Here is a 26,745-nt window from a genome sequence, read left to right as displayed (position 1 = left end):
TTAACTAACTTAAAAATTACAATCAGTGGGCATAATTAATATATCGCGAATACAAATTTTCTGAGGCAATTTAAAACAAAAGTAAATTATTTCAGCTAATTCCATTGGGTCAATAAAGGTAGGATTACCTAATATTGAGCAATATTCTTCGAAACTAATACCCATATTTTCATGAATATTTGTTTTTATTAGTCCAGGTGCTATATTCATGACTCGAACATTATTTTTAGCTTCAGCCATCTGTAAACTTTCTGAAATACAGCGTACAGCGTGTTTACTTGCATGGTAAACGACGGCTGTTGGATAGGGTTTGCGATCGCCGGCTGAGCTAATATTAATAATACTGCCTGTTTTACGCGAAGCCATGTCTGGTAATACAATTTTAATACCGTTAATAACACCTTTGACTAATACATCTAATTCATAATGACAAGTTTCAATTGGTAAATTGCTAAAATCACCTACTTTAAGATGACCTGCATTATTAATCAGACATTCAGTTTTACCATAAGTTTTTTCAACTTCTCTAATGGCTTTTGCAAAAACTGCATAATCGGTTATATCTACATTGTCGTAGTGAACATGTTTATTGCCTAATAATTCATCTATAGGGGTAATGTGACGACTTATTAATAAACAAGGATAATCTTCCTTAGCAAATTTAATTGCTAATGCCCTACCTATCCCTTTACTAGCACCAGTAATCACGACGAGTGGTTTTTTTTCCATAGCTATAAAATTAAGAGAAGCATATATATAATTATAGTGTCTTTATTAAACCTCTTATCAAACTGCCATTGTGGCTAGTCTTGACCCAAAAAGCTGTAAAAATTTATATATATTAGGCTTTTTCAGTTTGTTTTAGCCGACTATCTCATCTCGTTGGCAATTCACGGAAAGAGATAAATTATCTTTTTCCAAATAAGACTGGCTGAAACAATTCAAAATTTAAGTATTTGCTAATTAACTTAAGTGAAAGATAAGTAATTACTACACAAATTTATTAAAAATCTAATTTAAAATTGGCTAGTAAAATTAATTCTGAAAGGAGGATATATTTAATTAAATATAATTATAAGACATTTAAAAATAATTTAATGTCAGTTGAAAAAGTTAAAGGAAGGTATAAATATTAGTAAGGCTGCCATAAACTTTAACCTAAGCTTCTTCAAGGGCTTCATCTGGCATAGTAACATTTAGTTCCAAGACAGCATTATCGCCCATACGCTCCAAGTTAACACTAACTTTATCACGAGTTATAGGAATATATTTAGCAATGACAGTTAGTATTTCTTCTTGGAGTTTAGGTAAGTAGTCAGGCGTACTTCGTTGAGTACGCTCATGTGAAATAATAATTTGTAGTCTTTCTTTAGCAACAGAGGCTGTGCTAGTTCTTTTTTTTAAATAGCTAAATATGCTCATGCTGGAACATCCTCCTTGTTTTTACTAAATAGCCGGCGTAGTAATCCTTTACGCTCCGGACTGATAAAACGCATAGGTCTGCTTTCACCTAAAAAGCGAGCTATAGCATCTTTGTAAGCAAGGCCTGCATCGCTAACTTCATCAAGGATGACAGGTGTGCCTGTATTAGAGGCTTTTAATACAGCTTTAGATTCAGGTACAACACCAATAAGAGGAATAGCAAGGATTTCTTTGACATCTTCTACTGACAACATTTCACCTTTTTCAACTCTTATAGGATCATAGCGGGTTAAAAGTAAATGCTCCTGAACAGGGCTATCGTTTTCAATTGCGCGTTTAGTCTTACTTGCTAAGATACCGAGAATCCTATCAGAATCTCTAACTGAAGATACCTCAGGATTGGTAACCACAATGGCATGATCTGCATAATACATTGCCATAAGCGCACCAGTTTCAATTCCTGCAGGAGAATCACAAACGATATAATCAAATTCAGCAGAAAGATCTGTCAAAACCTTACCTACACCTTCTAAAGTCAATGCATCTTTATCCCGTGTTTGTGAAGCAGGCAAAATACATAGTTGAGGAATGCGCTTATCTTTAATTAAAGCTTGGTTAAGGCTTGCCTCTCCATTAATAACATTAACAAAATCAAACACTACCCGGCGTTCACACCCCATAATAATATCTAAATTTCTAAGTCCTATATCAAAATCTACAACAACAGTTTTATGGCCTTGTAGTGCTAGGCCTGAAGAGATTGCTGCAGAAGTTGTGGTTTTCCCTACCCCGCCTTTACCTGAGGTGACAACTATAATCTTAGCCAAAACGATGCCCCTGTAAGTAATTAACAAATAATTTTAAATCAGTTTACACGTTATTGATTGTTCAGTTCAAGCTCAATAGTGCATTAGGAAAAAAATAATAATTATTTTTTTAAAATTAAAGTAGCAAAGGGATGATAAATAATTCATTGTGAGTTAACATCAGGCATTATACAAATAACTAAAATAAGCCTATTAAAAAATTATAAGTAACTGATTTTATAAAATAAACTAATTTTTTTAACTAATGCCTAAAAATTAGTTTAATTTTATTAAAAAACTCATCTTATTTGTTAAGGAATCTATGTTTTATCGTCGTATGTTAAAGTCTAAAATTCATCGGGCATATGTTACTCACGCTGATTTAGATTATGAGGGAAGTATAACTATTTCTCCTCAATTATTAGCAGCAGCTAATATACTTCCTTTTGAAGCGGTACAAGTTTGGAATGTCACAGCAGGAACACGTTTTGAAACATATGCAATTGAAGGAGAATCTGAAACATCTGCCATTTGTGTGAACGGTGCCGCAGCGCATTTAGTAACGCCAGGCGACATTATTATTATTGCTTCTTTTATTCAATTAGCAGAAGAAGATTGTAAAAGACATCAACCTACGGCCGTCTTTGTAACTGATAAAAATAGGCTTTTAGAGATTAGGCCTGAGGTCCCTGCTTTACTAAACTTAGATTAATTTTAGAGGAAGTTTTATGTTTAAAAAGGGTTTAATTTTTACCTTGTTATTACCAAGTGCTTTTGTCTCAGCTGCAAACTGTGAAACTAAGCGTGAAATCTTTATTGAAAAGAAAGCAACTAAAGTTTGGAAAACAGTCATTTGCCCTAACCAACAATTGCCTTTTCACACCCATGAATTTGCCAGGGTAGTTATACCAAAAGATAATGGCCAAATGATGGTTATCTATCAAACAGGTAAGAGAGAAATAATTACTTTTAGTAAGAATAAGCCTGTTTTTTTAAGCGTTAAACAAGGCAAATATCCTCATCAAGATGTCAATATAGGTAAAAAACCTATTGAAGTAACAGTTATTGAATTACGAAAATAGAAGGTCTAATTTAGACCTTCTATTTAATAGGAATTACCAGTTAGAGCTACAACAAGAAGTTGTGGTATAAGAAACGGCACTATAATCAGGGCAACATCCGCCCATGCCAAATCCACAGCCAGTTAAAGTTAAAGAAGAAGAAACAACAACAAAGGCAAGTAGTAATTTTTTCATAATGGCATCCTTGCTAAAGTTTCTAGTAAATTATAAGTCATATCTAACAATTTGTGCAAATTGAACGCAAATTATCAAAAGTTTGGGGTTCTTTTCTTTTTTTCCTGTAAATAATGTCATTTGCTTTTATGAAGTATAGTTTATCTAAACAAAAATAATTTAATAAAATCTTTCACCTACTATTTTTACCTTTTAATATTTATAGATTCTTGGAATTCAAAATAAATTTAATAAAGCAGGTAGAAGGCAATTCCAGCATATAAGTATACTTATAACCAAATTGACCAACAGCAATTTATTGTGTTATAATTGTTCAATAAGTATACTTTAGTATTAAAATGTATGCCTAACGCTCATGAAAGCAAAAAAATTATAAATGATTTAAATCCCTCAAATTTTTACAATACCTATCAACAAGTTGTTAAAGATATGGTAGAACAAGAGCAATGGACTGTAGAGGAAAAGGAGGCAATGCAATTGCTCTTAGAGCGCGATCGCTCCCCTTCAACTCGTGAACGAGTGTCCTTAGATGATGCATCTAATAAAAAAATAGCTGATTTATATTTTTTGATATTATTAAACACACTTATACGAAGTAAAGCCCAATTACCTTTCAAGCTACCTAAAGAAGAACTTACAGCTTGGAGTGACGATTACCCTAGAAATAAATTTGTCTCTAATTTGGAAACATACAAGAAAAAATTAAATCAAAGTCCCTTAGGACAGGAGATAATTAAAACTGCTGCAGAATATGCATATTTGTATGAAAATACATCCGGTAAAGAAGTAAGTGAAATAAAAGCCAGAAGTCAAAGTCTAACCGATAGTGACGAAAATTCAATTGGAGTAGGGGATTCCTTAGCATTTTTATGGGGTGTAGCAAATGGGTTAATGGATGGCTCTATGCATTATGGATCCTTTTATACTCCAACTAGTAATGCAGCGGCCTTAGGGTATGGGCTTGGGTTCTTTGCCACTGCTGTTGTAGAACTTGGTAGCCTAGCTTCAAGTTTACATATGTAGCGACTTTTTATTGTTTTGCATTAACTAGCTAGCTATCTATACTCAGACTGCAGTAGTATAAACTGAATGTTAAAAGATTTTAATGTGATTGAAATTAAGATCTTCTATGAGTTATCTCAATTTAAACCTCTTATAAGTGAGCACAAAAATATCCTTTTTTCTTTTTTAGTGCTTATAATTTAGTATGCTAAGCATTTTTCATTAGTAAATTGATTAAAATTTTGCTAGACTATGCGGTTAATTAACTGCAGGAGCAAGGTATGTCGCTTTCCATTTTGCAACAGGCATTGACTTTCGATGATGTATTATTAGTTCCTGCTCATTCGCAGGTGCTTCCAAAGGAAGTGTTGTTAAAGACACAACTAACCCGTGAAATTCAGCTAAATATTCCCTTAATTTCTGCCGCTATGGATACTGTGACTGAAGCAAGATTAGCTATTGCAATGGCGCAAGAAGGCGGTATAGGCATTATTCATAAAAATATGAGTATTGCAGCACAAGCTGAGGAAGTCCGTAAGGTGAAAAAATTTGAAAGTGGGATGGTTAAAGATCCTATTTATGTTTCACCTAATTTAACAGTTAAAGAATTGTTAGAAGTGATGGCTAAGCATAGCTTCTCAGGTGTTCCTGTGGTTGAAGGCGATTTGCTCGTGGGGATAGTTACTAGCCGCGATATTCGTTTTGAAACAAATTTCTCTTTACCAGTATCAGCTGTTATGACTCCTAAGGAACGATTAGTTACTGTAAAAGAAGGCGCTAGTCGAGAAGAAATTCGTAGTCTCCTACATAAACATCGATTAGAAAAGTTATTAGTTGTCAATGAAGCATTTAATCTACGCGGCTTAATTACTGTAAAAGATATTCAAAAAGCGAAAGAAAACCCTTTTGCTTGTAAAGACGGAGCGGAGCAACTACGGGTAGGGGCTGCCGTTGGTGTTGGAGAGGGTACTGACCAGCGTGTAGCTGCACTAGTTGACGCTGGCGTAGATGTTTTAACAGTTGATACTGCTCATGGCCATTCACAAGGGGTAATAGATAGAGTAGCTTGGATTAAGAAGCATTTCCCTAATGTTCAAGTAATTGGCGGTAATATTGCCACCGCTGCTGCTGCCCGCGCGCTTATGGAAGCGGGGGTGGATGCCGTTAAAGTTGGTATTGGTCCTGGTTCCATTTGTACAACTAGAATTGTTACCGGCGTAGGTGTGCCACAGATCACAGCTATTACTAATGTTGCAGAAGGCTTAAAAGGAAGTGGTATTCCTATCATTGCCGATGGTGGCATTCGTTTCTCTGGTGACATGTGCAAAGCCTTAGCTGCAGGCGCGCATACTGTCATGCTTGGTAATCTTTTTGCTGGTACGGAAGAATCCCCAGGTGAGCTTGAATTTTATCAAGGTCGAACATATAAAAGTTATCGTGGAATGGGTTCAATTGGTGCGATGGCACAGGCGCAAGGTTCAAGTGATCGTTATTTTCAAGATTTAACGCAAGGTAGTGATAAACTTGTGCCTGAGGGTATTGAAGGCCGTGTGGCTTATAAAGGTCCCGTACAAGGTATTATTCATCAAATGATTGGCGGTTTACGTTCTTGTATGGGTTATACTGGCTGTGCATCTATTAAAGTGCTGCATGAAAAGGCACAATTTGTTCAAGTAACCAATGCCGGTATGCGTGAATCGCATGTACACGATGTTAATATTATTAAACAAGCTCCTAATTACCAGGTTGATAATTAGTTATGACAGTAAGTAAAAAGCGACCCCTACTAATCCTTGATTTTGGTTCTCAATACACCCAATTAATTGCTAGACGCGTTCGAGAAATGGGCGTTTATTGTGAAATTCATTCTTTTAATATTGATAAAGAAGTTTTCGAGTCATTATCACCTTGCGGTATTATTTTATCTGGCGGACCTGCTACCGCTAGTGCAGAGTCAACGCCAAAAGCACAAAGTTGGGTTTTTCAAGCAAATATTCCTGTTTTAGGGATATGCTATGGTATGCAGTTAATGGCTGTTCAACTAGGTGGGGAGGTCCAATCGTCACCAATTCGAGAATTTGGTTATGCTGAGCTTCGTTTGCATGGACATTCTAAGTTATTAACAAATATAGAAGACCGAACAACCATCAATGGCGAAGCCTTACTTGATGTTTGGATGAGTCATGGTGATAAAGTCACTTCCTTACCGCCAGGGTTTAAAGTCATTTGTGAAACACGTAATGCGCCTATTGCTGGCATGGCTTGTGAAGAACGAGGCTTGTATGGTTTGCAGTTTCATCCGGAAGTTACTCACACCACTCAAGGTTTGCGTATTCTTGAGCGCTTTGTGGTAGAAATTTGTAACGCTGTTAATGATTGGACGCCAACTAATATTATCGAAGAATCAATTCTTGATATTCGTAAAAAAGTTGGGCAAGATCATGTCCTTTTAGGTCTCTCAGGCGGTGTTGACTCGTCAGTGGTTGCCGCATTACTACATAAAGCAATTGGTGATCAGTTAACCTGCGTTTTTGTCAATACAGGCTTATTACGACTTGATGAGCCAGAACAAGTGTTATCAATGTTTGGCCGTCATCTTGGTATTCGAATTATTGCAGTTAATGCAGAAGAGCAATTTTTAAAAGCGCTAGAAGGAATAACTTGTCCTGAACAAAAACGAAAAATTATTGGCCACACTTTCATTGACGTATTTGACAATGAAGCACAAAAGATTCCTGAAGTTAAATGGCTGGCTCAGGGAACGATTTATCCTGATGTAATAGAATCAGCAGCGACTTATACTAAAGAGGCGTCTGTGGTTATTAAATCTCATCATAATGTAGGTGGTTTGCCTGAAACATTAAATTTGAAGTTGCTTGAACCCATTCGTGAGTTATTTAAAGATGAAGTCAGAAAAATTGGTTTAGAGCTTGGTCTTCCTTATGATATGGTTTATAGGCATCCTTTTCCAGGCCCAGGTTTGGGCGTGCGTATTCTTGGTGAAGTTAAAAAGGAATATGCTGATATTTTGCGTCGAGCAGATGCCATTTTCTTAGAGGAATTATATAAAGTAGATCTTTATCATAAAGTTAGTCAAGCCTTTGCTGTTTTCTTACCTATAAAAAGTGTTGGCGTGATGGGCGATGGGCGACGTTATGATTTTGTTATTTGTTTACGCGCTGTTGAAACAATTGATTTTATGACGGCACATTGGGCTCATTTACCTTGGGATTTTTTAGGACAAGTTTCTAATCGAATTATTAATGAAGTTCCTGGTGTTTCTCGGGTAACTTATGACATTTCGGGAAAGCCGCCAGCAACGATTGAATGGGAATAAATCAAGACAAACATTGGATGCGCGAAGCGTATTTGCAAGCGCTTAAAGCGTATAAGTTACATGAAGTTCCCATAGGAGCTATTGTTGTTGTAGATAATCAATTGATAGCACATGGCCATAATCGTACTATTACTGATAAAGATCCATGTGCACACGCTGAAATTTGTGCCTTGCGTGCAGCTGCCATGCATTTAGGCAATCATCGCCTTACACAAGCGACCCTGTATGTCACTTTAGAGCCTTGTGTAATGTGTGCAGGTGCTATGGTACAAGCTCGTATTAAGCGAGTAGTTTTTGCAACACGAGATTTTAAAGCTGGCGCTGCAGGCTCTGTTTATAATTTATTACAGGGTTATCCCCTCAATCATCAAATTCAAATAGATGAAGGTGTTTTAGAGAAAGAATGTTCTGTATTACTTAGCGACTTTTTTAAGCTGCGTCGTTAAATCAAGGAATAGGTAGCCTGGGTGCAGGCCTTTAGGCCATAACCCGGGTTTCACTTCGTTGCACCCAGGCTACTTTGGGACTATGAAACGTTGCTAACATTCCACTATTTGTTCGCGGAATTCAGAAATTAAAATTCACTTGTTAATTCTTTCAGCAACATTTTACGTAATAAATCTTGCTCATGTGTAGTAAGTAAGTCATCTGTTTTAGTTGAAATAAAGAAGGTGTCTTCAGCTTTTTCGCCTGCAGTGACTATTTTAGCATTATGCAGATGAATATTTAGTTTCGTGAAAGCACGGCTAACATGTGCTAGTAAACCTGGCCTATCTGCTGTTATAAGAAATAAGCGAGTATAAGGAGGCTCATCATTAAAGGTAATACTGGGTTTGAACTTAAAATGAGCTAAGGTTCGGGACAATCGATGCTTAGCAATTCTAGGTATTTCTTTAATATCACTTAATCGCTTAATTAATTCATGTTCAATTAATTTTATTTTTCCAGCAGTAAAAGAAGCTTGATGTTGTTCGTTTAAAATAATGTAGGTATCTAAATCAAATTGATTATCGCAGGTTAAAATGACTGCTTCCTGAATGGTTGCTTGATAATTACTTAACACGGTAGTGGCAATAGTAAACCTATCATCGCGGTGTGGCATATAAATAAAAACTTCCATTCCACCTTGACTATAGTGCGGTAAGATTGAAACTAAAGGATAGTTTTGACAAGTTAAAATAGCTTTAGTATGAATTGCAATCATCTCTGGTGTTTCATGGAGAAAATATCTACTTTTAAATGATGACCACAGTTTTTCAACTTCTTCTTTATCTAATTCCTGCAGCAATAACTTAAGGGCTTGCTGCTTACGTATACTAATAAGTTCATCCTCGTTTAAACAATTTTCTTGCTGTTGAAAGGCTGTTGCTGCTGCACGATATAACTCTTTTAACAAGGAATCTTTCCAAGTATTCCATAAGTTTTGGTTTGTTGCGCAAATATCAGCGACTGTCAATAAGTAAAGATAGTCAAGGTAGCTTGGCTTAGGAAACATAAGACAAAAATGATGGATGGTTTTAGGATCATAGATATCTTGGCGTTGTGCGGTATGAGACATAAATAAATGGTGTTTAACAAGCCAGAGAAGTAAGTTTGTATCTTCTGGATTTAATTGATGTTGATAAGCAAATGATTGAGCTTCTTCAGCGCCTAATTCAGAGTGATCACCTCCACGCCCTTTTGCAATATCATGAAATAATGCTGCTAGATATAGAACCTCTTTTTTAGGTATTTTCGCCATAAGTTCTACAGCGAGCGGAAACTGCTTAGCAAAATTCTTATCTAAAAAGCGAACTAAATTGCGGATAACAAATAAAGTGTGCTGATCGACTGTATATACATGGAATAAATCATATTGCATCTGACCTGTAATTGCAGCGAAACAGTCAAGATAACGACTTAAGACGCCATATTTATTCATGTAATTTAAGGCTTCAAATGTATTAATTGAATCTTTAAAAATAGATAAGAAAGTTTGTCTTGCAGTTGTCGATGAGCGAAAACTCGTGCCGATTAAGTAAAGGTGTTGTCTGATTAAACGAATAGTACTTGCACGAACGCCTTGGATATCTGGACATTTAGCAATCCATAAAAATAGTTTTAATAAACATGTAGGATCATTAGCGAAAACTTTAGCATGCTTTACTTCAATAAACTGATTAGAAAGTTGAAAATTAGCATCTAAGGGTTTAAGGTGTTGTTTTTCTTTATGAACAATCGTTTCTGAAAACCATTGTAATAGCATTTCATTAATTTCTCGGCTACGTTTGATTATCTGAAAATAGGTTTTCATAAACTGCTCGATGGCTAATGAATGGGGTTTATCTCGATAGCCAAAGAAGGCTGCTAATTTAACTTGATAGTCAAATAGCAAACGCTCTTCTGCTTTGCCTGCCAATAAATGAAGGGTAAAACGAACTCGCCAAAGAAAGTGTTGGCATTTAACTAGTTCTTCATATTCCTTATCAGTAATAAAATTATAATTAATACCATCAGCTAATTTTTTAATGATGAAATGACGTTTACTAATGCTAAGTAGAATTTGAATATCGCGTAAACCACCTGGCCCATATTTAACATTAGGTTCTAAATTATAAGCTGTCTCGCCATATTTACAGTAACGCTGCTGCTGTTCAGCTTGCTTAGCAAAAAAGTATTGATCGCTTGGCCACATGTGTAGTGGGTGAGTTTGATAAACTAATTCTTCCATTAATTTACTATGCCCGCCTAACAGGCGCATATCTAAAATACTGGAGATAACGCTAACATCTTGACTAGCTAAATCAGCACAGGCTTTAACTGTTGTAATTTGATGGCTAATACCAAAGCCATTATCCCAGCAATTCTGAATAAAGGCTTGTGCACGATGTAACTGTTCGTCATTCACAGAGTCTGCATGCAGTAATAAAATATCTATATCAGAATGAAGTTGAAGTTCTTGTCTTCCATAACTCCCTAAAGCGATAAGACAAAAGCAATCTTCTTTATGAAGGTTATTCTTGCGAAAAAGTTTAAGCAGTTCTTTATCAATAAAATTAACTAATTTTTGCGCTGTAACAGTAATACTCTTTTGCGCATTAAATTGCTCTGCTAAATGTTCCTTAAATTGTTTTAAGGTATATTTTAATGGATAATTATTTCTCTTCATCTCGCAATGTTAAAATTTCAACGCCATTAGCTGTGACTAAAAGCGTGTGTTCCCATTGCGCTGATAAACTATGATCACGCGTTACAACTGTCCATTTATCAGGCAATAAACGAGTATGATGTTTACCAAGATTTACCATAGGCTCAATAGTAAACGTCATCCCTTCTTGCAAAATTTCACCTGTACCAGGTGTGCCATAATGTAGTACTTGTGGTTCTTCATGAAAAATAGCACCAATACCATGTCCACAATAATCGCGTACTACTGAGCAACGATTTTTTTCTGCATGTTGCTGAATAGCATGACCTATATCACCAAGTCTTATACCGGGTTTTACCATTTCTATACCGATATAAAGGCATTCATGAGCAATTTTAACGACATGTTTTCCTTTTATTGTAGGCTCACCGATAAAAAACATTTTACTCGTATCGCCATGATAGCCATCCTTAATCACTGTCACATCGATATTTAGAATATCGCCATTTTTCAATAATCGTTTACCCGGAATGCCATGGCAAACAACATGATTAATTGATGTGCAAATTGATTTGGGAAACCCATTATAATTAAGAGGAGCTGGAATGGCTTTCTGCTCATTAACTATATAGTCATGACAGATAGTATTTAACTCGTCTGTGGTTACCCCTTCTTTTACATAAGGGCCAATCATTGTCAAAACGTCGCCTGCTAAACGTCCAGCAACACGCATTTTTTCAATTTCTTCTGAGGTTTTAATAGTGACTGCCATGATTTAAATCCACATACTAAATAATTTAAATTTGTTAATTTTATATAAATTAAGGTTTACTTAACGACATAATTAACTTTTATCTTATGTCAAACTCACTTTAATTTAGGACTTTAAACAGCTAACTAGCATTGGAAAGGCTCAAATGTTTAGCTGAATATATAATTTTATCTTACTTTAACGTAAAGAGCAGTAAATCATTCTAAATTCTTTAATTATACATGAATTTGTATTGATCGTTTCAGAATAGATCTTTGATTTAACTTAACATGCCATACTGTTTTAGTATGGCATGAAAATTTAAATATAGAGATTAATGGCAAGAATGTGATTGCTCATCTTTCAACATTTGTTGAAATTTTTGTTGTTGTTGAGGATTAAGAACCATATACATTTGATGTTTAGCTTCTACTTTAGTTCTTATCATTTTACCGAGAAGAGCTGTTTTTTGGCTAATTAAAGAATCTAACTTAGAACTATCCATTGAGCTTGAAGTAATTAAATCATGCATTTGGCTACGGATAGATCGCATTTGATCTTTGTTAGCTTGAAGGCTTGCTTTTGCTTTTTCTCTAATTGCTTTCATTTGATCTTTTTGCGCATCAGTTAATTGTAAGGCTTGAGCCATTTCCATCATGCTCTTTTTGTGGCAGTTACATGATGTTGAGTTATTACCATTATCGTTTGCTGAACTAGAAGTAGCTGATGTGTCAGTTGTTGTAGACGTTGAAGTTGGTGTTGTAGTAGTTGAACTAGGAGTCGTTGAAGTACTAGTTGAAGTATCTGTCGTTGATGCCCCAGTGGCTGACGATCCTGTCGTTGATGTATTAGAAGAATCTGCTGCAAACATAGGTTGTGCTGTAAAGGCAGCAAAAGCGATAATAGGTAATAATTTCTTCGTAAACATAATCTCTCCTTAATTAATTGTTTTTAATTACGATTAATTATATACCTGGTTTTTTAATTCTGCACAAATAAATAAATTTACCTGACCAAATTTGATAGCAACGTTGCTGGCAAAGCTTAAATATGGTATAAATAGCGCGCTTTTTAACGACACACACGTTTCGGCACATAAGATAGGGTCCTATAAAATTAAATATGGGTTTCTTATGGGAAGCGTGGAGGCCTAACCCTGGAGAATAGAATGAATGTAAGTATGCGTGAACTGCTTGAAGCAGGTGCTCATTTTGGACATAGAACTCGCTTTTGGAACCCTAAAATGGCGCCTTATATTTTTGGCTCAAGAAATAAAATTCACATTATCAATTTAGAAAAAACCCTACCTATGCTAAATGACGTAACTAACTATGTTGGTCGTCTAGCAGCAAATAAAGCTAAAATTTTATTTGTTGGAACTAAAAGAGCCGCGCAAGAAAGTATTCGTAACCATGCAATACGTTGTGGCATGCCTTACATTGATCATCGCTGGTTAGGTGGAATGTTGACTAACTTTAAAACAGTCCGTCAATCTATCTTTAGATTAAAAGAATTAAAAGAAATGCAAGAAAAAGGTGCTTTTGCAGGCATGATTAAAAAAGAAGCACTAATGCTGACTCGTGAGCTGGAAAAATTAGAGCGTGGTTTAGGCGGTATTGAAAACATGAACGGCTTGCCTGATGCCTTATTTGTTATTGACGTAGGCTTTGAGCATATTGCTGTAGAAGAAGCGCGTCGCTTAAAAATTCCTGTTATTGGTATTGTTGATACAAATAATAACCCTGATAACATTGATTATGTTATTCCTGGAAATGATGATTCGATGCGCGCAGTTGACATTTATGTACGCTGTATTGCTGACGCAATCCTAGATGCTAAAAATGGCAATACTACAGGTGGAGCTGATGCAAATGCTGAATTCGTTGAAGTCAACGAAAAAGAAGCTGATGAAAAGGCTAGTGAAGAATAAGTTGAAAATTTGAGGTCTGTAATTAAATCCTTAGATTGAATCTAATTAATTTAAGTCAGGCAAATAAGTTAGTTCACAGTTAAACGTAAGATATCGAATGAAGGGAAATACGTCGTTAAGATGTATTCCCTTTTTGTTATGTGGAGGATTAAATGTCAATTAGTGCATCGCAAGTAATGAAATTAAGGGAAAGAACAGGCGCGCCAATGATGGAGTGCAAAAAGTTCTTGGTTATGACTAATGGTGATATTGAACAAGCTATTTCTGAAATGCGTAAAGCAGGCCAAGCAAAGGCAGATAAAAAAGCAGATAGAATCGCAGCAGAAGGTGTCATTGCTACAGCACTTTCTTCTGATAATAAAGTAGCTGTTATTGTTGAAATTAATACAGAAACTGATTTCGTTGCTCGGGAAGAAAATTTCATTAAATTTGCTGAAAGAGTACCTGCTACTGCATTAAACAACGAAAATATTAAAGATGTTAATGAGTTGTCTAATGCTACTTTAGCAAATACAGATAATACTGTTGAACATGAAAGACAGCAGCTTGTAGCTAAGATTGGTGAAAATATTAAAATTCGTCGCTTAGAAAAATTACAATGCGAAGATGGGGTAGTTGGCTCTTACTTACACGGTACGCGTATTGGTGTTTTGGTTGCGGTAAAAAATGGTAATGAAACACTGGCTAAAGATATAGCTATGCACATTGCTGCTAGCCGGCCAATGGTAGTTAGTCGTGATCAAGTTTCTGCTGACGTCATTGAAAATGAGCGAGAAATATTTACAGCGCAAGCACGTGAAAGTGGTAAACCACAAGAAATTATTGATAAGATGATTGAAGGACGTATTAATAAGTTTGTTGACGAAGTTAGTTTATTAGGTCAGCCATTTGTTAAAAACCCAGATATTAAAGTCGGTCAGTTATTAAAGGAAAAAAATGCTGAAGTAGTTTCCTTTATTCGCTATGAAGTAGGTGAAGGAATTGCTAAAAAAGAAGATAATTTTGTTGAAGAAGTTATGGCGCAGGTTCGTGATTAATGAGTGAAAATCAACCTTTAAAATATAAACGTATTTTATTGAAATATAGTGGCGAAGCCCTTATGGGCAATTCGCAGTTTGGTATTGACCCAGCTGTTTTAGACCGAATTGCCAATGAAGTCGCTGAGTTAATTTCAATGAGTGTAGAAGTTGCGCTAGTGGTTGGCGGAGGCAATTTATTTCGTGGTAAAGCGTTATCCGAGGCAGGGCTAGGCCGTGTTACCGGTGACCATATGGGAATGCTTGCAACGGTGATGAATGCGCTAGCTATGCGTGATGCGATGGAGAGGATTGATTTGCCAGCGCGTATTATGTCAGCCATCCCTATGCTTGGTGTTGTTGATCCCTATCACCGCCGTAAAGCAATAACACATTTAAGAAATAAACATGTCGTTATTTTTGCAGCTGGCACTGGGAATCCTTTCTTTACAACTGATACAGCAGCATGCCTTCGTGCTATTGAAGTAGGCGCAGATGTAGTATTGAAAGCAACTAAGGTTGATGGCATTTATTCCGATGATCCTGTTAAAAATCCAGCAGCTAAACGTTATGAGTTTTTAACTTACAAGCAAATCCTTAGCGATAGTTTAAAAGTTATGGATTCCACTGCGATTTGTTTGTGTGAAGAGCATAATATGCCTTTACAAGTCTTTGATATGAGTGCAGCTCAGGCGCTACGAAAAATTGTGCTTGGTGAGCATGTAGGAACTATAGTTGGAGCAAGTCATGATTAATGAAATTAAGCAGGATGCCGAAAAACGAATGAAGAAGTCTGTGGAGACTTTAAGACATGATTTAACAAAAATTAGAACAGGCCGTGCTAATGCAAGTTTATTAGATCATGTTCAAGTTGATTATTATGGCAATCCTACACCTTTAAATCAGGTAGCGAACGTTACAGCAAGTGACTCACGGACACTTTTAGTAACGCCTTGGGAAAAATCAATGGTTGCTGCTATTGAAAAGGCAATTCTAAATGCTGATCTAGGATTAAACCCAGCAACCGCAGGTTCTGCAATCCGGGTACCAATGCCGCCTTTAACTGAAGAGCGACGTAAAGAGATGACTCGCATTGTACGTGCTGAGGGAGAGCAAGGTCGCGTTGCAATTCGTAATATTCGCCGTGATGCCAATAATCAACTTAAAGAATTAGTAAAAGACAAAGCTATTTCTGAAGATGATGAGCGCAAAGCAGCCGAAGTTATTCAAAAAATAACCGATAAATACATCGCGGAAGTTGACGCTGTGTTAAGTGAAAAAGAAAAGGATTTAATGGCAATTTAAAATAGTTAAGGCGTGTTGACGGTAGTTTGGTCTACATGCCTGGCATTATTGGTGAATGAATTTACCAAAAAAATAGGTAGCCTGGGTGCAGGCCTAAAAGGCCGGCACCGGGTTTCACTTCGTTTCACCCAGGCTACTATTATCTGTAACTACTTTTTCTTTTATTATCCACTCAATAATGTCTATGTACCTCGGCTTGTCCGAGGCATCTTGGAAAATGTCTAATTAAGAACAGATTTTGCTATAAGGGCTATTGTCACTATCAGTATGCACTAAAATAATTTAAATTAGGATTGAAAAGCAAGATAGCTTTTTAATTTACCCTGGTCTTTTTTGCCTTTTGTCACTATGCTTATTGTCTTCATATTCCGAAATAAGTTTACTTAATTGAGTATTGCCATGCAGTTCAGCCAATTCTTGTGTTGTTTTACCACTTCTGTCTTTTTCTTCAAGTAGATCATTTGATGTTTCAAGAAGACATTTAACTGCCTCAAGTTGACCTTCCTTTACAGCTAAATGAATCGGTTGCATGTCGAAGCTGTCAGTAGCTTTAAGATCACAACCTTGCTTAATTAAAAATTCCATAATTTTAGGCTGGCCATATCGTACCGCGAGATGAAGCAGGGTACGTCCATTAAAATCTAGTATTTTTAATAAAGCTTTATCTTGTGTAAGAAACTGTTCAACTGCTTCTAAATTACCATATTCTATCGCAACGTGAATAGGTAGTTTACCAATTATATCCGGTGCTGTAAGGGACGCACCGGCTTTAATTAAAAGGGGTATAATTTTATTATTACCATGTTGAGCAGCGATATGTAAAGGTTGAGAATTATTAGTAAAATATTTCTCATTTGGTTTACTTCCTTTATCTAATAATTCTTGAATCACTTTTTCGTCTTGGTGACATACAATAGCCCAATATAAGATCGTTCTATGCTCACCACTTTGTTTTTTGGTATTAAGAATATTTTTTTCAGAATTAAAAGCTATCGCTAGTTGATAAATATAGTTTAAAACTAATGGGTTTTTTTCTTGGCTAGCTACTGTCAAAAGTGATTTACCTTGTTTATCTTCTTGATCAAGCATACTTAATAAGGTTAACGTTCGACTTAAGCCCTCTATATCGCCATTTTTTACATATAAAAACACATTATCTGAAGAGAGGTCATCGCGTATTTTTTGAATTTCATTTTTAATTTTTGGCTTGAAATTTATAGGCGCATTAGTGATAAGAGTGTTTAAATATTTAGGATCATATCGATAGATTGTACTTATGAAAGCCTCTATACCTAACAAGTCCTCTTCTTCGTTAACAAATGATAAGTAGTATTCAAAAATTGTATCTATCTCAGATGGGAAGTGTAGAGTAAAATAAGAGTGATCTGTTAACTCTATTTCAAGCGCCGAATTGCTAGGCTCTGTAAGTTGAGGATCCTTAGCTAAGTCATCACGTTGTTGAAGGAGGTATTTTACAAGATAAATCAGTAAACCTGTATGGTTATAATCAGTAGCATAAACAAGTAGAGACTCCTGGTTTAATCTTGAAAAAAACTGCGGACTAAGTTGTAGTAACGCTTCAACGACCTCCTTTTGTCCTGCCATAACAGCAACATCCATTACTTCTTGCCTAGCATCATTCATAGTTGTAGCACAAGTAGGCTCATATTGAATAAACTTAATTACAGTCTTTTTATGTCCGTATTCTGCGGCCAGATGTATGGGTATCATGCAATGAAATTTTGATTCGACTATTTGTTCAAGTTGTCTATTATCTTCTTGATAACCCTGAATGCGATGGGTTAAATAATTAGCTAAATTTCCTGCCTTAAAATAATCAACAAAAATTGAGTTACCTGTATTAAGAATTAAGGGATCTGCACCTTCTGTAAAAAATAACTGGATAATTTCGTTGTATCCAAGGCTAGCTGCAATATGAAGTGGACGATAACCTAAACTCATATAGCGTTCTTCTAGGGAACTTCCCATCTTTAATAGATTCGCAAGCGCTTGCGGAGATTGACAGCATGCAATAGCCCAATAAAAAATTGTTCTCCCTTGTTCATCTGCTTTTGACGTATAAGCAGCTTCTTCAGCGGCAAAGATTAATTTAGCAAGGGCTTTACCGCGGGGATCTCTATCCTCGTTATTTTCTAATTTTTTACGAAATTTATCGATGAGCGGACAAAGTTTCTCATCGTTATAAAAACTTAAAGAGTCAGGTTCATGAGAATAGCTGGAATTAATAAAATTAATGGCATCTAAAATATTTTTTAAATTATCTATAACCTCTGCAATAACAACTTTGGCAGCAGCAGTACTCATATTTATTTCAATACAATAACGAGCAATTCCTTCAAGAGCGGTCCTATCTACAACAATATTATGATGTTCAGCTATAGCAACATCAGAGGTTTTAATTTTTACATTTTGCAAAGCAGAAGTTGAATGATTCAAATGATAAGCCATACAACTCTGAGCAATTATTATTTGGTATGCTTGCGTATTACATTCAGTCGGCAAGTTTTCAATAGCACTACAACTTAAACTGATTGCACGACTAATAAGTTCACTGCTAGCTACTTCCTTTACATTGTTTCTATAGTTGAGATCTACAGCTTGAAAAAGTTGGTCTAATATTTTTCTATTGCCAATTTCTTGAGCATACTTTAAGGGTGTTTTTCCCGTTTCCTTTCCTTTTATATCAAGCAAATCTTTAATGCTTCCCTGATGCTTCTTTATAAATCTTTCTAAGTTCACTTCATCCTGGGCTTTAATTAAAAAAGCTAAACGCCTTACTTCAGGCTGAGGATAATCTGCTTGATAACGCTCCATAAAAGTATCATACCAAGACTTATCTGCTAGTTTTTCAGGTGCATTAGGGAAATGACGATGATATATTTCCTGCCAAAAATCATCTGCTTCTTTAACTAATTTAGAAAAATATTTACTACTTTGAGCTAAGGTTGTCATATCAACTGGGTTAGAATAAGAAAAAATTTTCCATAAAACTTCAGTAGGTATTGAGTCTAATAATGAAGGCGAACTTTCTGCTGGAAGTGAGCTTGGTTGCCCTTCTTTATCTTTAAAAAACTGCATACTATTTACCTAATACAAATTGCATATTATATGATAAAAATAATAGCAGTAAGCGTAAAATTTATCTAAAATAATTTGCAAGTATTTAAAATTTATTTGTAAAAATCAAACAATTAACTATTCATCACTTATTTTAAAGAACTTCTAAATTTATTAGATAAAGTACTTCCATAATTTAACTAGTCCTTAGTTAATAATAGTTTTCATTTCTGTGTAAAATTTTTTAAATCACGATATTGGGCTAGCGCATGTTGCCTTGTTATTTGTAAATCAACCATAGGAGGCGAATAATCTTGACTAAACTTAAGCGGTAAATTTGGCTCTAGCCAAGGTTTGTGTATCCACTTCTTAGAAACATTTGTTAATTCAGGAAGCCAGGTTTTGATATAATCGCCGTTTGGATCAAACTTTTCTCCTTGCGTAATAGGATTGAAAATGCGAAATGGCGGGCATGCTTCAAATCCACTGCCAGCAATCCATTGCCAATTAAAAGAATTAATAGCAAGGTCGGCATCAAGTAAGGTATCAAAAAACCACTTCGCGCCTGAACGCCAGTCAATAAGAAGATTCTTTACCAAAAATGAAGCTGTTATCATGCGCAGCCTATTATGCATAAAACCAGTCTGCCATAGTTGACGCATTCCAGCATCAACCATAGGAAAACCTGTTTTACCTTGGCACCATTTTGTAAAATCTTTATTTGAAACACGCCAACTAAGATGATTAAATTGCGGCTTAAGGTTTTGAATCGTAATTTGTGGTAAATGATAGAGTTGGTGATAACAAAAATCTCTCCACCCTAGCTCAGTTAAAAACTGTTCAATAGAACTGGCATGATAAGATTTATTTTCTACAACGCTGTTTACGGCATGCCAAATTTGTCCAAGGCTAATTTCGCCAAAATGGAGATGCGGTGAAAGGCTTGAGCTAGCGTTTTTTGCAGGATAATCTCTATTAATTTGATAATTGCTTAAATTATTTTCAATAAAAAAGGATAATTTTTGTAAACCGCCATTTTCACCAGGCTGCCAAATAGTTTTAAATTTATCAGCCCAATTGGGTTTTGTAGGAAGAAGTCCCCAATCTTTCAAATCTTCTGTATGGACTTTAGGACAGTGAGGCCACTTTTTTATAATAGATAACGAGTCAAATTGGTTTATTTTAGGAAAACAATGCCGCCAAAAAGGTGGAAAAACTTTAAAATAATCGCCTTTTTGATTTTGAATTTCCCAAGGCTCAAAAAAAAGATTTCCTTTAAAACTTTTAATACTAACCTTATTTTTATTTAAAGCTACTTTTATTTTTTTATCTTGCTCAATTTCCCAAGCTTGATAGCGCCGGTTCCAATAGACAGTATCAACTTGATAAGTTGTAATTAGCTCTTGTAGCTTAGATAAGGCCGAGCCACTTACTAAGAGTAAATTAAGGCCATGGCTTTGTAGATTTTTTTTAAGTGCTAATAATGAATGATGTAGCCACCATTTTTGCGCGCTGCCTAAATGTTTTAAGTTATTTTCTGCAATATAAAGCGGAATAACAATATCATGCTCATGACAAGCTGCTGTGAGAGCTGAGTTGTCTTGGCAACGTAAATCCTGCCTAAACCAAATAATTGCTGTAGACATAAATCGCTTAAATTATAAAAAAGGGATTATATTATAATTAAAATCAACCATATACCCCCATTTAGTGTCCCAGAAAATTTTTTTAATTTCCTTATTAGAATTAAATGTTTCAAGTAGCCAATTAAAATTATCTGAAGCTGTAGCAATAAAAATAATATTAACGCAGCTTTTAACGGGTAACGTAATAATATTGTTACCAAATTGCTGCTTTAACATAGTAAAAATAAACTGATATTCATAAGCATTAGCTACATTAATTACCAATACACCTTGAGTTGAAAGAAGACGCTGACAGTTTAGAAAAAAATCTTTATTTTTACAGGACGTCGGAAAATCATTAGCATCAGCAATATCGATAAGGAGATGATTAAAAGTTTGTTGGCAATGTTTAGCAAAGTGACTAGCATCATCTTGAATCATAGTTAGATTAGGTAGTCTATCGGCCATAAAATAGCGCTTGGCAACCTCAATAACTTCAGCGTTCATCTCCACTGCGGTTAAAGAGTAGTTATGTAATAAAGGTGATAAAGCGTGTGCAACGCCCGCGCCACCTAAGCCAAACATACAACAATCGCCAGGATGCTGACGGGCAACAAAGGTTAATGCTTTAACATAATTTAAAGCAGGCTTATAAGGCATAAATTTATTTAGCAAACTTTGAAATGCGCTACTATTAAATTTAAGCCATCGAAAAAAATAGTTATCATAGACACGAATTTGATCCGAGCGATAAATGCAGCGTCCTGCTAAAGTCTTCCATAACATTATGAAGATTTCACTTGTTGAAATGGATAGATTGAGCCTAAATTAAGTAATTGCGTTAATTCATCTAGAGCGGTATAAATTTCATTTACTAGATTAAAATCCCTTAAATCCTTTGCTTGTAGTTCAGTGCGATAATGACGATAAATCCAGCTTTCTAGTTGAGTGAATAATTCTTCACTTAAGAGCACGCCTTGGTGCATTGCTTGTAATTCACTATCGTTTAATGGAACACGTAGACGCAAGCAAGCAGGCCCGCCGCCATTGCGCATACTTTGTTTTAAATCCAAATAATAAACTTGATTAATAGGATTGTCGGTATTTGCAATTAATTCATCAATAAAACTGCGAACAGATAAATTCAATTCGCATTCGGATGGTGCAATAAGAGTCATAGTACCATGGGGTAAGGAAATGAGTTGTGAGTTAAATAAATAGGTCGAGACTGCTTCATTAATACTTACTTTATCTTGTTTAACTTCAATAATATTTAGCGGAAAGTCGGCTTTTAATTTTAATTCATTAAGTATTTCTTGTTGATCTAAGAAAGCTTGTTCATGAATTAAAAAAACATTTTCATTAGCGACAGCAATAACATCATTATGAAAAACACCTTGATCAACTGCATCTGGATTTTGGCGTGCAAATATTAAACGATTTGGATCAAGAAGGTGTGCACGAGCGATTGCTTCAGAGGCTTCTAATGTTTGTCTTGCTGGGTAACGCCTGGGCTGATTAACTATATCTGCTGCTTGCATAGCTTTTTTAGCATAGACAAAGATGCTAATTCCTGCATGATTATGTGTATTACATAACCGATTGTGATTAGCAGCACCCTCATCAGCAGTAATTGTACTTCTAGGTAAAATATCATGATGATAAAAGAAGCGTTCATCAGCAAATATTCGTTGTAAAAGTTTTCTAGAAAAAGCTGCTTCTTGATGTCGATGTAAATTACTAATTAAGTTCGCTGCTGTGAAATGAACACGGTTGTCTTTGCAATCAAGACTAGCAGAAACTGTGGCAGCATTAGCAGACCACATACTTGATGCAGAATAACAAGCTCCTAGTAATTCGGGAGCAGCTTTAAAGGCATTATTGATTTTTTGTTGTGGCGTGCCTGTAAATCCTAAATGTGATAGTAAAGAAAAATTAGGCCGTTCATGCGGTGGCAATAAAGCCTGCTTAAGACCCATTTTATGTAACATGCGCATTTTTTTTAAGCCTTGCAGCGCTGCTACTTGTGGGTTAGCAACACTTAAGGCATTACTAATTGATGCAACATTTCCTGCCGCAAGACCCGCATAGTTATGATTAGGGCCGACTAAACCATCTATATTTAATTCATATACAGCCATTATTTTATCCTAATTCAATACCAGGTAGTAGTTGTGCAGGTTTTGTTAACTCGGGTTGCTCTAAGCTGGCAATAGGATAGGCGCAGTAATCAGCTGCAAAATAGGCGCTAGGACGGTGATTGCCACTTAAGCCAACACCGCCAAAAGGTAAACTACTGCTTGCACCCGTTGTTGAGCGATTCCAATTAATTAATCCAGCACGAACAGTTTTGTAAAATAGTTCAAACTGATCTTTGCTATCACTAATTAGTCCTGCTGCCAAACCATACTGAGTTTGATTAGCTAACTTTAATGCCTCTTCAAAATGTTGGTAGCGATAAATTTGAACGAGAGGCGCAAATATTTCTTCATCAGGCGGATTTGTTATAGTTGTCATATCAATTAATCCAGGCGAAAGAAGGCCAGAATTTTCTTGAAGTAAATTCATTCTTAGCAACGATTTTCCACCTAAGCCAATTAAATTATCCTGTGATTTTAAATAGTTTAAAGCATGTTTATGGCTTATCACTGGTCCCATAAAAGGTTCAGGGTTTGCAGTAAAACCTGCTACCTTTATTTTTTTAAAACTTGTTATTAGTTTATTTAAGAACTCATCACCATAAGCATTGTCCTTAATAAAAACTCGGCGAGCACAGCTACAGCGTTGGCCTGCAGTAATGACTGTAGATAAGATGGTTTGGTAAATTGCTGCATTAATATCACTTACTTCATCAATAATTAAAGGATTATTGCCTCCCATCTCTAGCGCTAAAATAACATCTGGCCTATCACTGAAATGACGATGTATAGCTTTGCCGGTATTGTAACTTCCGGTGAAATAAACGCCTTGAATATCCGCTTGTAATAATGCTTGCCCAGTGCCAGCACCGCCTTGTATACAATTAATAACGCCTGCTGGAATGTTAGCTCTATGCCAACATTGCATAATTAATTCGGCAACGCCTGGGGCTAATTCACTTGGTTTATATACAACGGTATTGCCGGCTAATAGGGCAGGGACAATATGCCCATTACTTAAATGTGCAGGAAAATTAAATGCACCAAAAACAGCAACCACGCCATGTGGTTTGTAACGCAAACAGGCATTTGCTTCAGGTGTAGGATTACAATAATTAATTGTTCTTTTTTTATAAGCTTGAATAGAGATATTAATTTTAGCAATAACAGAATTAACTTCTGTCGCTGATTCCCACAAGGGCTTACCTGTTTCTAAAGCAATGAAGTGAGTTAATTCTTGACGATTTGCTTCTACCTCTTTTGCAAATGCGGATAAATAGGCAATGCGACTATCTAAATTTAAAAACGCCCAGCCGCTTAGTGCTTGCTTTGCAGCATAAACAGCTTGATTTACTTCATCTTGTGTTGCCTGCCTACCTTGCCAGACATTTGTACTATCTAAGGGGCTTTGAGAATTTAAAACTTCTCCTATGCCTGTTACCCAAGTACCATTTAAATAATGGTGGCCAAGTTGATTGACAAAAAACGTCATTACGAACTCTCCTGTAGGGTTTGATTTGAAGCTTTACTGGCCAATTGATCCGTTACGTAAGTAGCAAAATTTTTATTAAAAGGATCCAGTCTTTCAAATTTTAATGGTGCTAAGCGAATAGCGTCATTTTTTTTAACCTTCAGCAGTTCCGCAGTATGTTTACTAATAATGCACTCGCCACTTTGATTATTAAAAACAGCATGACTTATAGTCGCTCGGAAATCGAGAGAAGTGTTGGATAATAAAAAAAGAGGGCCGCTAACTTCATCACTAAGGTTTTTTATGACTAAAATTCGGCTAGCTGCAATTGTATTGATGTCATGAGAAGGCGCTTCAATAGTAGGCCCGCCATCAAAAATATCAATGTAATTATTATAGCGAAAGCCTTCATCAGATAAAATTTTCATCGCAGGTCGAGTAGTAGGGTGAGGCTCTCCAATTACCTCTTGTGCTTCTGGCGCTAATAGTTTTACATAAATCGGATTCCTTGGCATAAGATCAGCAATAAATTGTTTATTGGTTAAAATTGTTAATCTATCTGCTTCAGCAAAAGACATATGGAAAAAATGGCTACCTACATTATCCCAAAAGGGTGAATTTCCTTCATCGTCACATATGCCGCGCATTTCAGCAATTAATGTAGAAGAAAAGCGGCGTGGATATTGTGCTATAAATAAAAATCGTGCTTTAGATAATAATAAGCCATTACCATTTAGACGATAAGAAGGCTCTAAGAAAAGAGTACATAATTCACTTCGTCGCTGATTATCGTTTACCAGACTTAGTACTTCATAATCACTGCGGATATTTAACGAATGACATATCCGAGTACGTAAAGATAATTTATAAGAATAAAAGGGCGTCTCAAAACCTGTAAATGCTTCTATTGCTGCTGTGCCTACTAGTTTATTGGTACTTGGATCTTCTAATACAAATAAATAATACTCATTTTGAGGTTGACTAACTTTTTTCTTAAATGAAGTAGAAGATAGGCGAATACGCTTAGCAAGTAAATCTTTGTTTTTAGGTAAAGTGGTTAGTCCAAATCCACTATGAAGAGCTAGATCATGAACTGCATCAAGATCAGTTAAACAAGAACGGCGAAATAACATCATTGCTTAAGCTCCTCTAATCCTCCTTGCGCTAAATCTCTTAAAAGTAGCGTAGTTAGTTGAGCACGCTCAACTAAACTGTCAATTAATATAAATTCCATTTGACTGTGTATATTGCCACCTCGCACACCTAAGGTATCAATAACGGGTAAGCCTTGGGCCGCTAAATTATTACCATCACAGCAACCGCCGCTATCTTGCCAGTTGATAACCAAATTAAGTTCGTGCCCAATCGCTTTAATACGTTCATAAAGACGCTTAGTTCCTGAATTTATCTGTTTAACAGGGCGGGCAAATTTACCTTGGATGCTTAAATTATAATCATGCCGTTTTAAATTATGTATAATTTTATTAAGTTCAGCCATCACCCAAGATTCATCATGAGTATCATTAATCCGTATATCTAATTTAGCAACGGCTCGATCAGGAACAATATTTAGCGCAGTTCCACCTGCTATCTTACCTACATTAATAGTAACACCTTCATGTTTACCATTTAAGGCATGAATTGCTGTAATTGCTTCTGCTAAATAACAGATAGCATTCCTGCCTTCATAAAAAGCGCGACCTGCATGCGCAGCTTTACCTGTAGCAACTATTGTTATTTTACCACTACCTTTTCGATTTTTGGCTAATGTCCCTTGCGTATCCATAGCAGGCTCATAAAGAAGGCCTGCTTGATAATTCGGAGCTATTTCACCAAATAAAGATCCAGAAGCAGGCGAGCCTAATTCCTCATCGGCATTAATAAGCACATCCCAACCTAGCGAGGAGGCTTCTGGGGTTTGTTCAAATGCTTTAAGGGCATGAAGTATGACTATTAATCCGCCTTTCATATCTGCAACACCAGGCCCATTTAAGTGATTATTACTAATATAGGTCAATTTTTGAAAAGGGTGATGTTTAGAAAAAACAGTATCCATATGACCCGCTAAAAGAATGCGCCGTTTAAGCTTGGGTCTTTTGCGAATCAATAGGGCATTACCGCAGGTAAATTCATCCATATTACCTGCCATATCAATAATGGATACTGGTGGAAATTCTATAGTTTCTAGAGTATCTGCTATAGGTTCAAATGTATTTAACAGGGTTTGATGCATTATTTGCAAACCCGTTTGATTATCACTGCCAGAGTTAATTTCACAGAACTGGTGTAATTGCTGGACCATAAGGTCCTGATTTTGCTGTAAAGAAATGAGCAAATCCTTTATGTTGGAATCCATAATTTATCTAAGAGCTAAATAGGCAACATTAGCTGAAATTCATTTTATCTGCAACTAAAGCTGATAATGCGAGCTCTGGATAAAGCTCGCTAGCGAGAGTTTTCTAATTTCTAATAGAAAAATAA

The 26,745-nt window shown here is 35.9% G+C and carries 24 protein-coding genes; 10 read left to right on the top strand and 14 right to left on the bottom strand.

Features of this window, described 5'->3' with window-relative positions:
* Positions 1 to 9 precede the first annotated feature (9 nt).
* The 3 genes from DYH30_RS09500 to minD all read right to left on the bottom strand — a co-directional run bounded on the left by DYH30_RS09500 (position 10) and on the right by minD (position 2,249).
* Positions 10 to 729, bottom strand: coding sequence for an SDR family oxidoreductase (locus DYH30_RS09500; protein ID WP_115331434.1), 720 nt, complete (start codon positions 727 to 729; stop codon positions 10 to 12).
* A 429-nt stretch (positions 730 to 1,158) separates the two neighbouring features.
* Entirely contained in the window at positions 1,159 to 1,422 is a 264-nt protein-coding gene (gene minE, locus DYH30_RS09495) for a cell division topological specificity factor MinE (RefSeq protein ID WP_115331433.1), read from the bottom strand.
* Complete coding sequence (gene minD, locus DYH30_RS09490) at positions 1,419 to 2,249, bottom strand: septum site-determining protein MinD (protein ID WP_115331432.1); 831 nt, start codon at positions 2,247 to 2,249, stop codon at positions 1,419 to 1,421. Before minD ends, minE begins: the two co-directional genes overlap by 4 nt.
* A gap of 301 nt (positions 2,250 to 2,550) precedes the next feature.
* Between minD and panD the strand changes: the two genes are divergently transcribed.
* Both panD and DYH30_RS09480 read left to right on the top strand, forming a co-directional pair.
* Positions 2,551 to 2,940: an aspartate 1-decarboxylase gene (panD, locus tag DYH30_RS09485; RefSeq protein WP_115331431.1), complete on the top strand. Its 390-nt coding sequence runs from the start codon at positions 2,551 to 2,553 to the stop codon at positions 2,938 to 2,940.
* Between the two features lie 16 nt (positions 2,941 to 2,956).
* Positions 2,957 to 3,310 carry a cupin domain-containing protein gene (locus tag DYH30_RS09480; RefSeq protein ID WP_115331430.1) on the top strand — a complete coding sequence of 118 codons (354 nt, stop codon included), beginning with the start codon at positions 2,957 to 2,959 and terminating at the stop codon, positions 3,308 to 3,310.
* Between the two features lie 33 nt (positions 3,311 to 3,343).
* On the opposite strand, the gene DYH30_RS17965 is transcribed toward DYH30_RS09480, so the two are convergent.
* Positions 3,344 to 3,484 carry a hypothetical protein gene (locus tag DYH30_RS17965; protein ID WP_160116189.1) on the bottom strand — a complete coding sequence of 47 codons (141 nt, stop codon included), beginning with the start codon at positions 3,482 to 3,484 and terminating at the stop codon, positions 3,344 to 3,346.
* Between the two features lie 342 nt (positions 3,485 to 3,826).
* On the opposite strand from DYH30_RS17965, the gene DYH30_RS09475 reads away from it, so the two are divergent.
* From DYH30_RS09475 to tadA, 4 genes are all read left to right on the top strand, one after another.
* Complete coding sequence (locus DYH30_RS09475; protein ID WP_115331429.1) at positions 3,827 to 4,507, top strand: hypothetical protein; 681 nt, start codon at positions 3,827 to 3,829, stop codon at positions 4,505 to 4,507.
* Between the two features lie 260 nt (positions 4,508 to 4,767).
* Positions 4,768 to 6,243 (top strand): IMP dehydrogenase, encoded by a 1,476-nt coding sequence (gene guaB, locus DYH30_RS09470; protein ID WP_115331428.1) that lies wholly within the window; start codon positions 4,768 to 4,770, stop codon positions 6,241 to 6,243.
* A 2-nt stretch (positions 6,244 to 6,245) separates the two neighbouring features.
* Positions 6,246 to 7,823 (top strand): glutamine-hydrolyzing GMP synthase, encoded by a 1,578-nt coding sequence (gene guaA, locus DYH30_RS09465; RefSeq protein ID WP_115331427.1) that lies wholly within the window; start codon positions 6,246 to 6,248, stop codon positions 7,821 to 7,823.
* Complete coding sequence (gene tadA / locus DYH30_RS09460; protein ID WP_115331426.1) at positions 7,814 to 8,269, top strand: tRNA adenosine(34) deaminase TadA; 456 nt, start codon at positions 7,814 to 7,816, stop codon at positions 8,267 to 8,269. The genes guaA and tadA overlap by 10 nt, the downstream gene beginning before the upstream one ends.
* Before the next feature lie 128 nt (positions 8,270 to 8,397).
* On the opposite strand, the gene glnD is transcribed toward tadA, so the two are convergent.
* The 3 genes from glnD to DYH30_RS09445 all read right to left on the bottom strand — a co-directional run bounded on the left by glnD (position 8,398) and on the right by DYH30_RS09445 (position 12,629).
* The gene (gene glnD / locus DYH30_RS09455) at positions 8,398 to 10,971 is read right to left on the bottom strand and encodes a [protein-PII] uridylyltransferase (RefSeq protein ID WP_115331425.1); all 2,574 of its coding nucleotides are present in this window, start codon (positions 10,969 to 10,971) and stop codon (positions 8,398 to 8,400) included.
* Positions 10,958 to 11,722 carry a type I methionyl aminopeptidase gene (gene map / locus DYH30_RS09450; protein ID WP_115331424.1) on the bottom strand — a complete coding sequence of 255 codons (765 nt, stop codon included), beginning with the start codon at positions 11,720 to 11,722 and terminating at the stop codon, positions 10,958 to 10,960. Before map ends, glnD begins: the two co-directional genes overlap by 14 nt.
* 313 nt (positions 11,723 to 12,035) lie before the next feature.
* Positions 12,036 to 12,629: a Spy/CpxP family protein refolding chaperone gene (locus DYH30_RS09445; protein WP_115331423.1), complete on the bottom strand. Its 594-nt coding sequence runs from the start codon at positions 12,627 to 12,629 to the stop codon at positions 12,036 to 12,038.
* A 240-nt stretch (positions 12,630 to 12,869) separates the two neighbouring features.
* On the opposite strand from DYH30_RS09445, the gene rpsB reads away from it, so the two are divergent.
* From rpsB to frr, 4 genes are all read left to right on the top strand, one after another.
* Positions 12,870 to 13,631, top strand: a complete 762-nt coding sequence (gene rpsB / locus DYH30_RS09440) for a 30S ribosomal protein S2 (protein ID WP_115331422.1) — start codon at positions 12,870 to 12,872, stop codon at positions 13,629 to 13,631.
* 152 nt (positions 13,632 to 13,783) lie between these two features.
* Positions 13,784 to 14,668 carry a translation elongation factor Ts gene (tsf, locus tag DYH30_RS09435; protein WP_115331421.1) on the top strand — a complete coding sequence of 295 codons (885 nt, stop codon included), beginning with the start codon at positions 13,784 to 13,786 and terminating at the stop codon, positions 14,666 to 14,668.
* Positions 14,668 to 15,402, top strand: coding sequence for a UMP kinase (pyrH, locus tag DYH30_RS09430; protein WP_115331420.1), 735 nt, complete (start codon positions 14,668 to 14,670; stop codon positions 15,400 to 15,402). The genes tsf and pyrH overlap by 1 nt, the downstream gene beginning before the upstream one ends.
* A complete protein-coding gene (gene frr / locus DYH30_RS09425; RefSeq protein ID WP_115331419.1) occupies positions 15,395 to 15,952 on the top strand; it encodes a ribosome recycling factor in 558 nt (185 codons plus the stop codon). Before pyrH ends, frr begins: the two co-directional genes overlap by 8 nt.
* Positions 15,953 to 16,270: 318 nt before the next feature.
* Here the strand turns inward: frr and DYH30_RS09420 are convergent, their stop codons facing one another.
* The 7 genes from DYH30_RS09420 to DYH30_RS09390 all read right to left on the bottom strand — a co-directional run bounded on the left by DYH30_RS09420 (position 16,271) and on the right by DYH30_RS09390 (position 26,566).
* Positions 16,271 to 19,051, bottom strand: a complete 2,781-nt coding sequence (locus DYH30_RS09420) for an ankyrin repeat domain-containing protein (RefSeq protein ID WP_115331418.1) — start codon at positions 19,049 to 19,051, stop codon at positions 16,271 to 16,273.
* A 203-nt stretch (positions 19,052 to 19,254) separates the two neighbouring features.
* Complete coding sequence (locus tag DYH30_RS09415; RefSeq protein WP_115331417.1) at positions 19,255 to 20,676, bottom strand: cryptochrome/photolyase family protein; 1,422 nt, start codon at positions 20,674 to 20,676, stop codon at positions 19,255 to 19,257.
* A 12-nt stretch (positions 20,677 to 20,688) separates the two neighbouring features.
* Positions 20,689 to 21,441, bottom strand: coding sequence for a spermidine synthase (locus DYH30_RS09410; RefSeq protein WP_115331416.1), 753 nt, complete (start codon positions 21,439 to 21,441; stop codon positions 20,689 to 20,691).
* On the bottom strand, positions 21,441 to 22,796 hold the full coding sequence (gene astB, locus DYH30_RS09405) for an N-succinylarginine dihydrolase (RefSeq protein WP_115331415.1): 1,356 nt from the start codon (positions 22,794 to 22,796) through the stop codon (positions 21,441 to 21,443). The genes DYH30_RS09410 and astB overlap by 1 nt, the downstream gene beginning before the upstream one ends.
* A gap of 4 nt (positions 22,797 to 22,800) precedes the next feature.
* Complete coding sequence (astD, locus tag DYH30_RS09400; protein WP_115331414.1) at positions 22,801 to 24,285, bottom strand: succinylglutamate-semialdehyde dehydrogenase; 1,485 nt, start codon at positions 24,283 to 24,285, stop codon at positions 22,801 to 22,803.
* The gene (locus DYH30_RS09395) at positions 24,285 to 25,400 is read right to left on the bottom strand and encodes an arginine N-succinyltransferase (protein ID WP_115331413.1); all 1,116 of its coding nucleotides are present in this window, start codon (positions 25,398 to 25,400) and stop codon (positions 24,285 to 24,287) included. Before DYH30_RS09395 ends, astD begins: the two co-directional genes overlap by 1 nt.
* Positions 25,397 to 26,566 carry a hydrolase gene (locus DYH30_RS09390; protein ID WP_242604671.1) on the bottom strand — a complete coding sequence of 390 codons (1,170 nt, stop codon included), beginning with the start codon at positions 26,564 to 26,566 and terminating at the stop codon, positions 25,397 to 25,399. Before DYH30_RS09390 ends, DYH30_RS09395 begins: the two co-directional genes overlap by 4 nt.
* Positions 26,567 to 26,745: the final 179 nt, after the last annotated feature.

Source organism: Legionella busanensis (assembly GCF_900461525.1).
In the GTDB taxonomy this organism is placed as follows: Bacteria; Pseudomonadota; Gammaproteobacteria; order Legionellales; family Legionellaceae; genus Legionella_C; species Legionella_C busanensis.
This window is presented reverse-complemented; position numbering and strand designations above follow the sequence as displayed.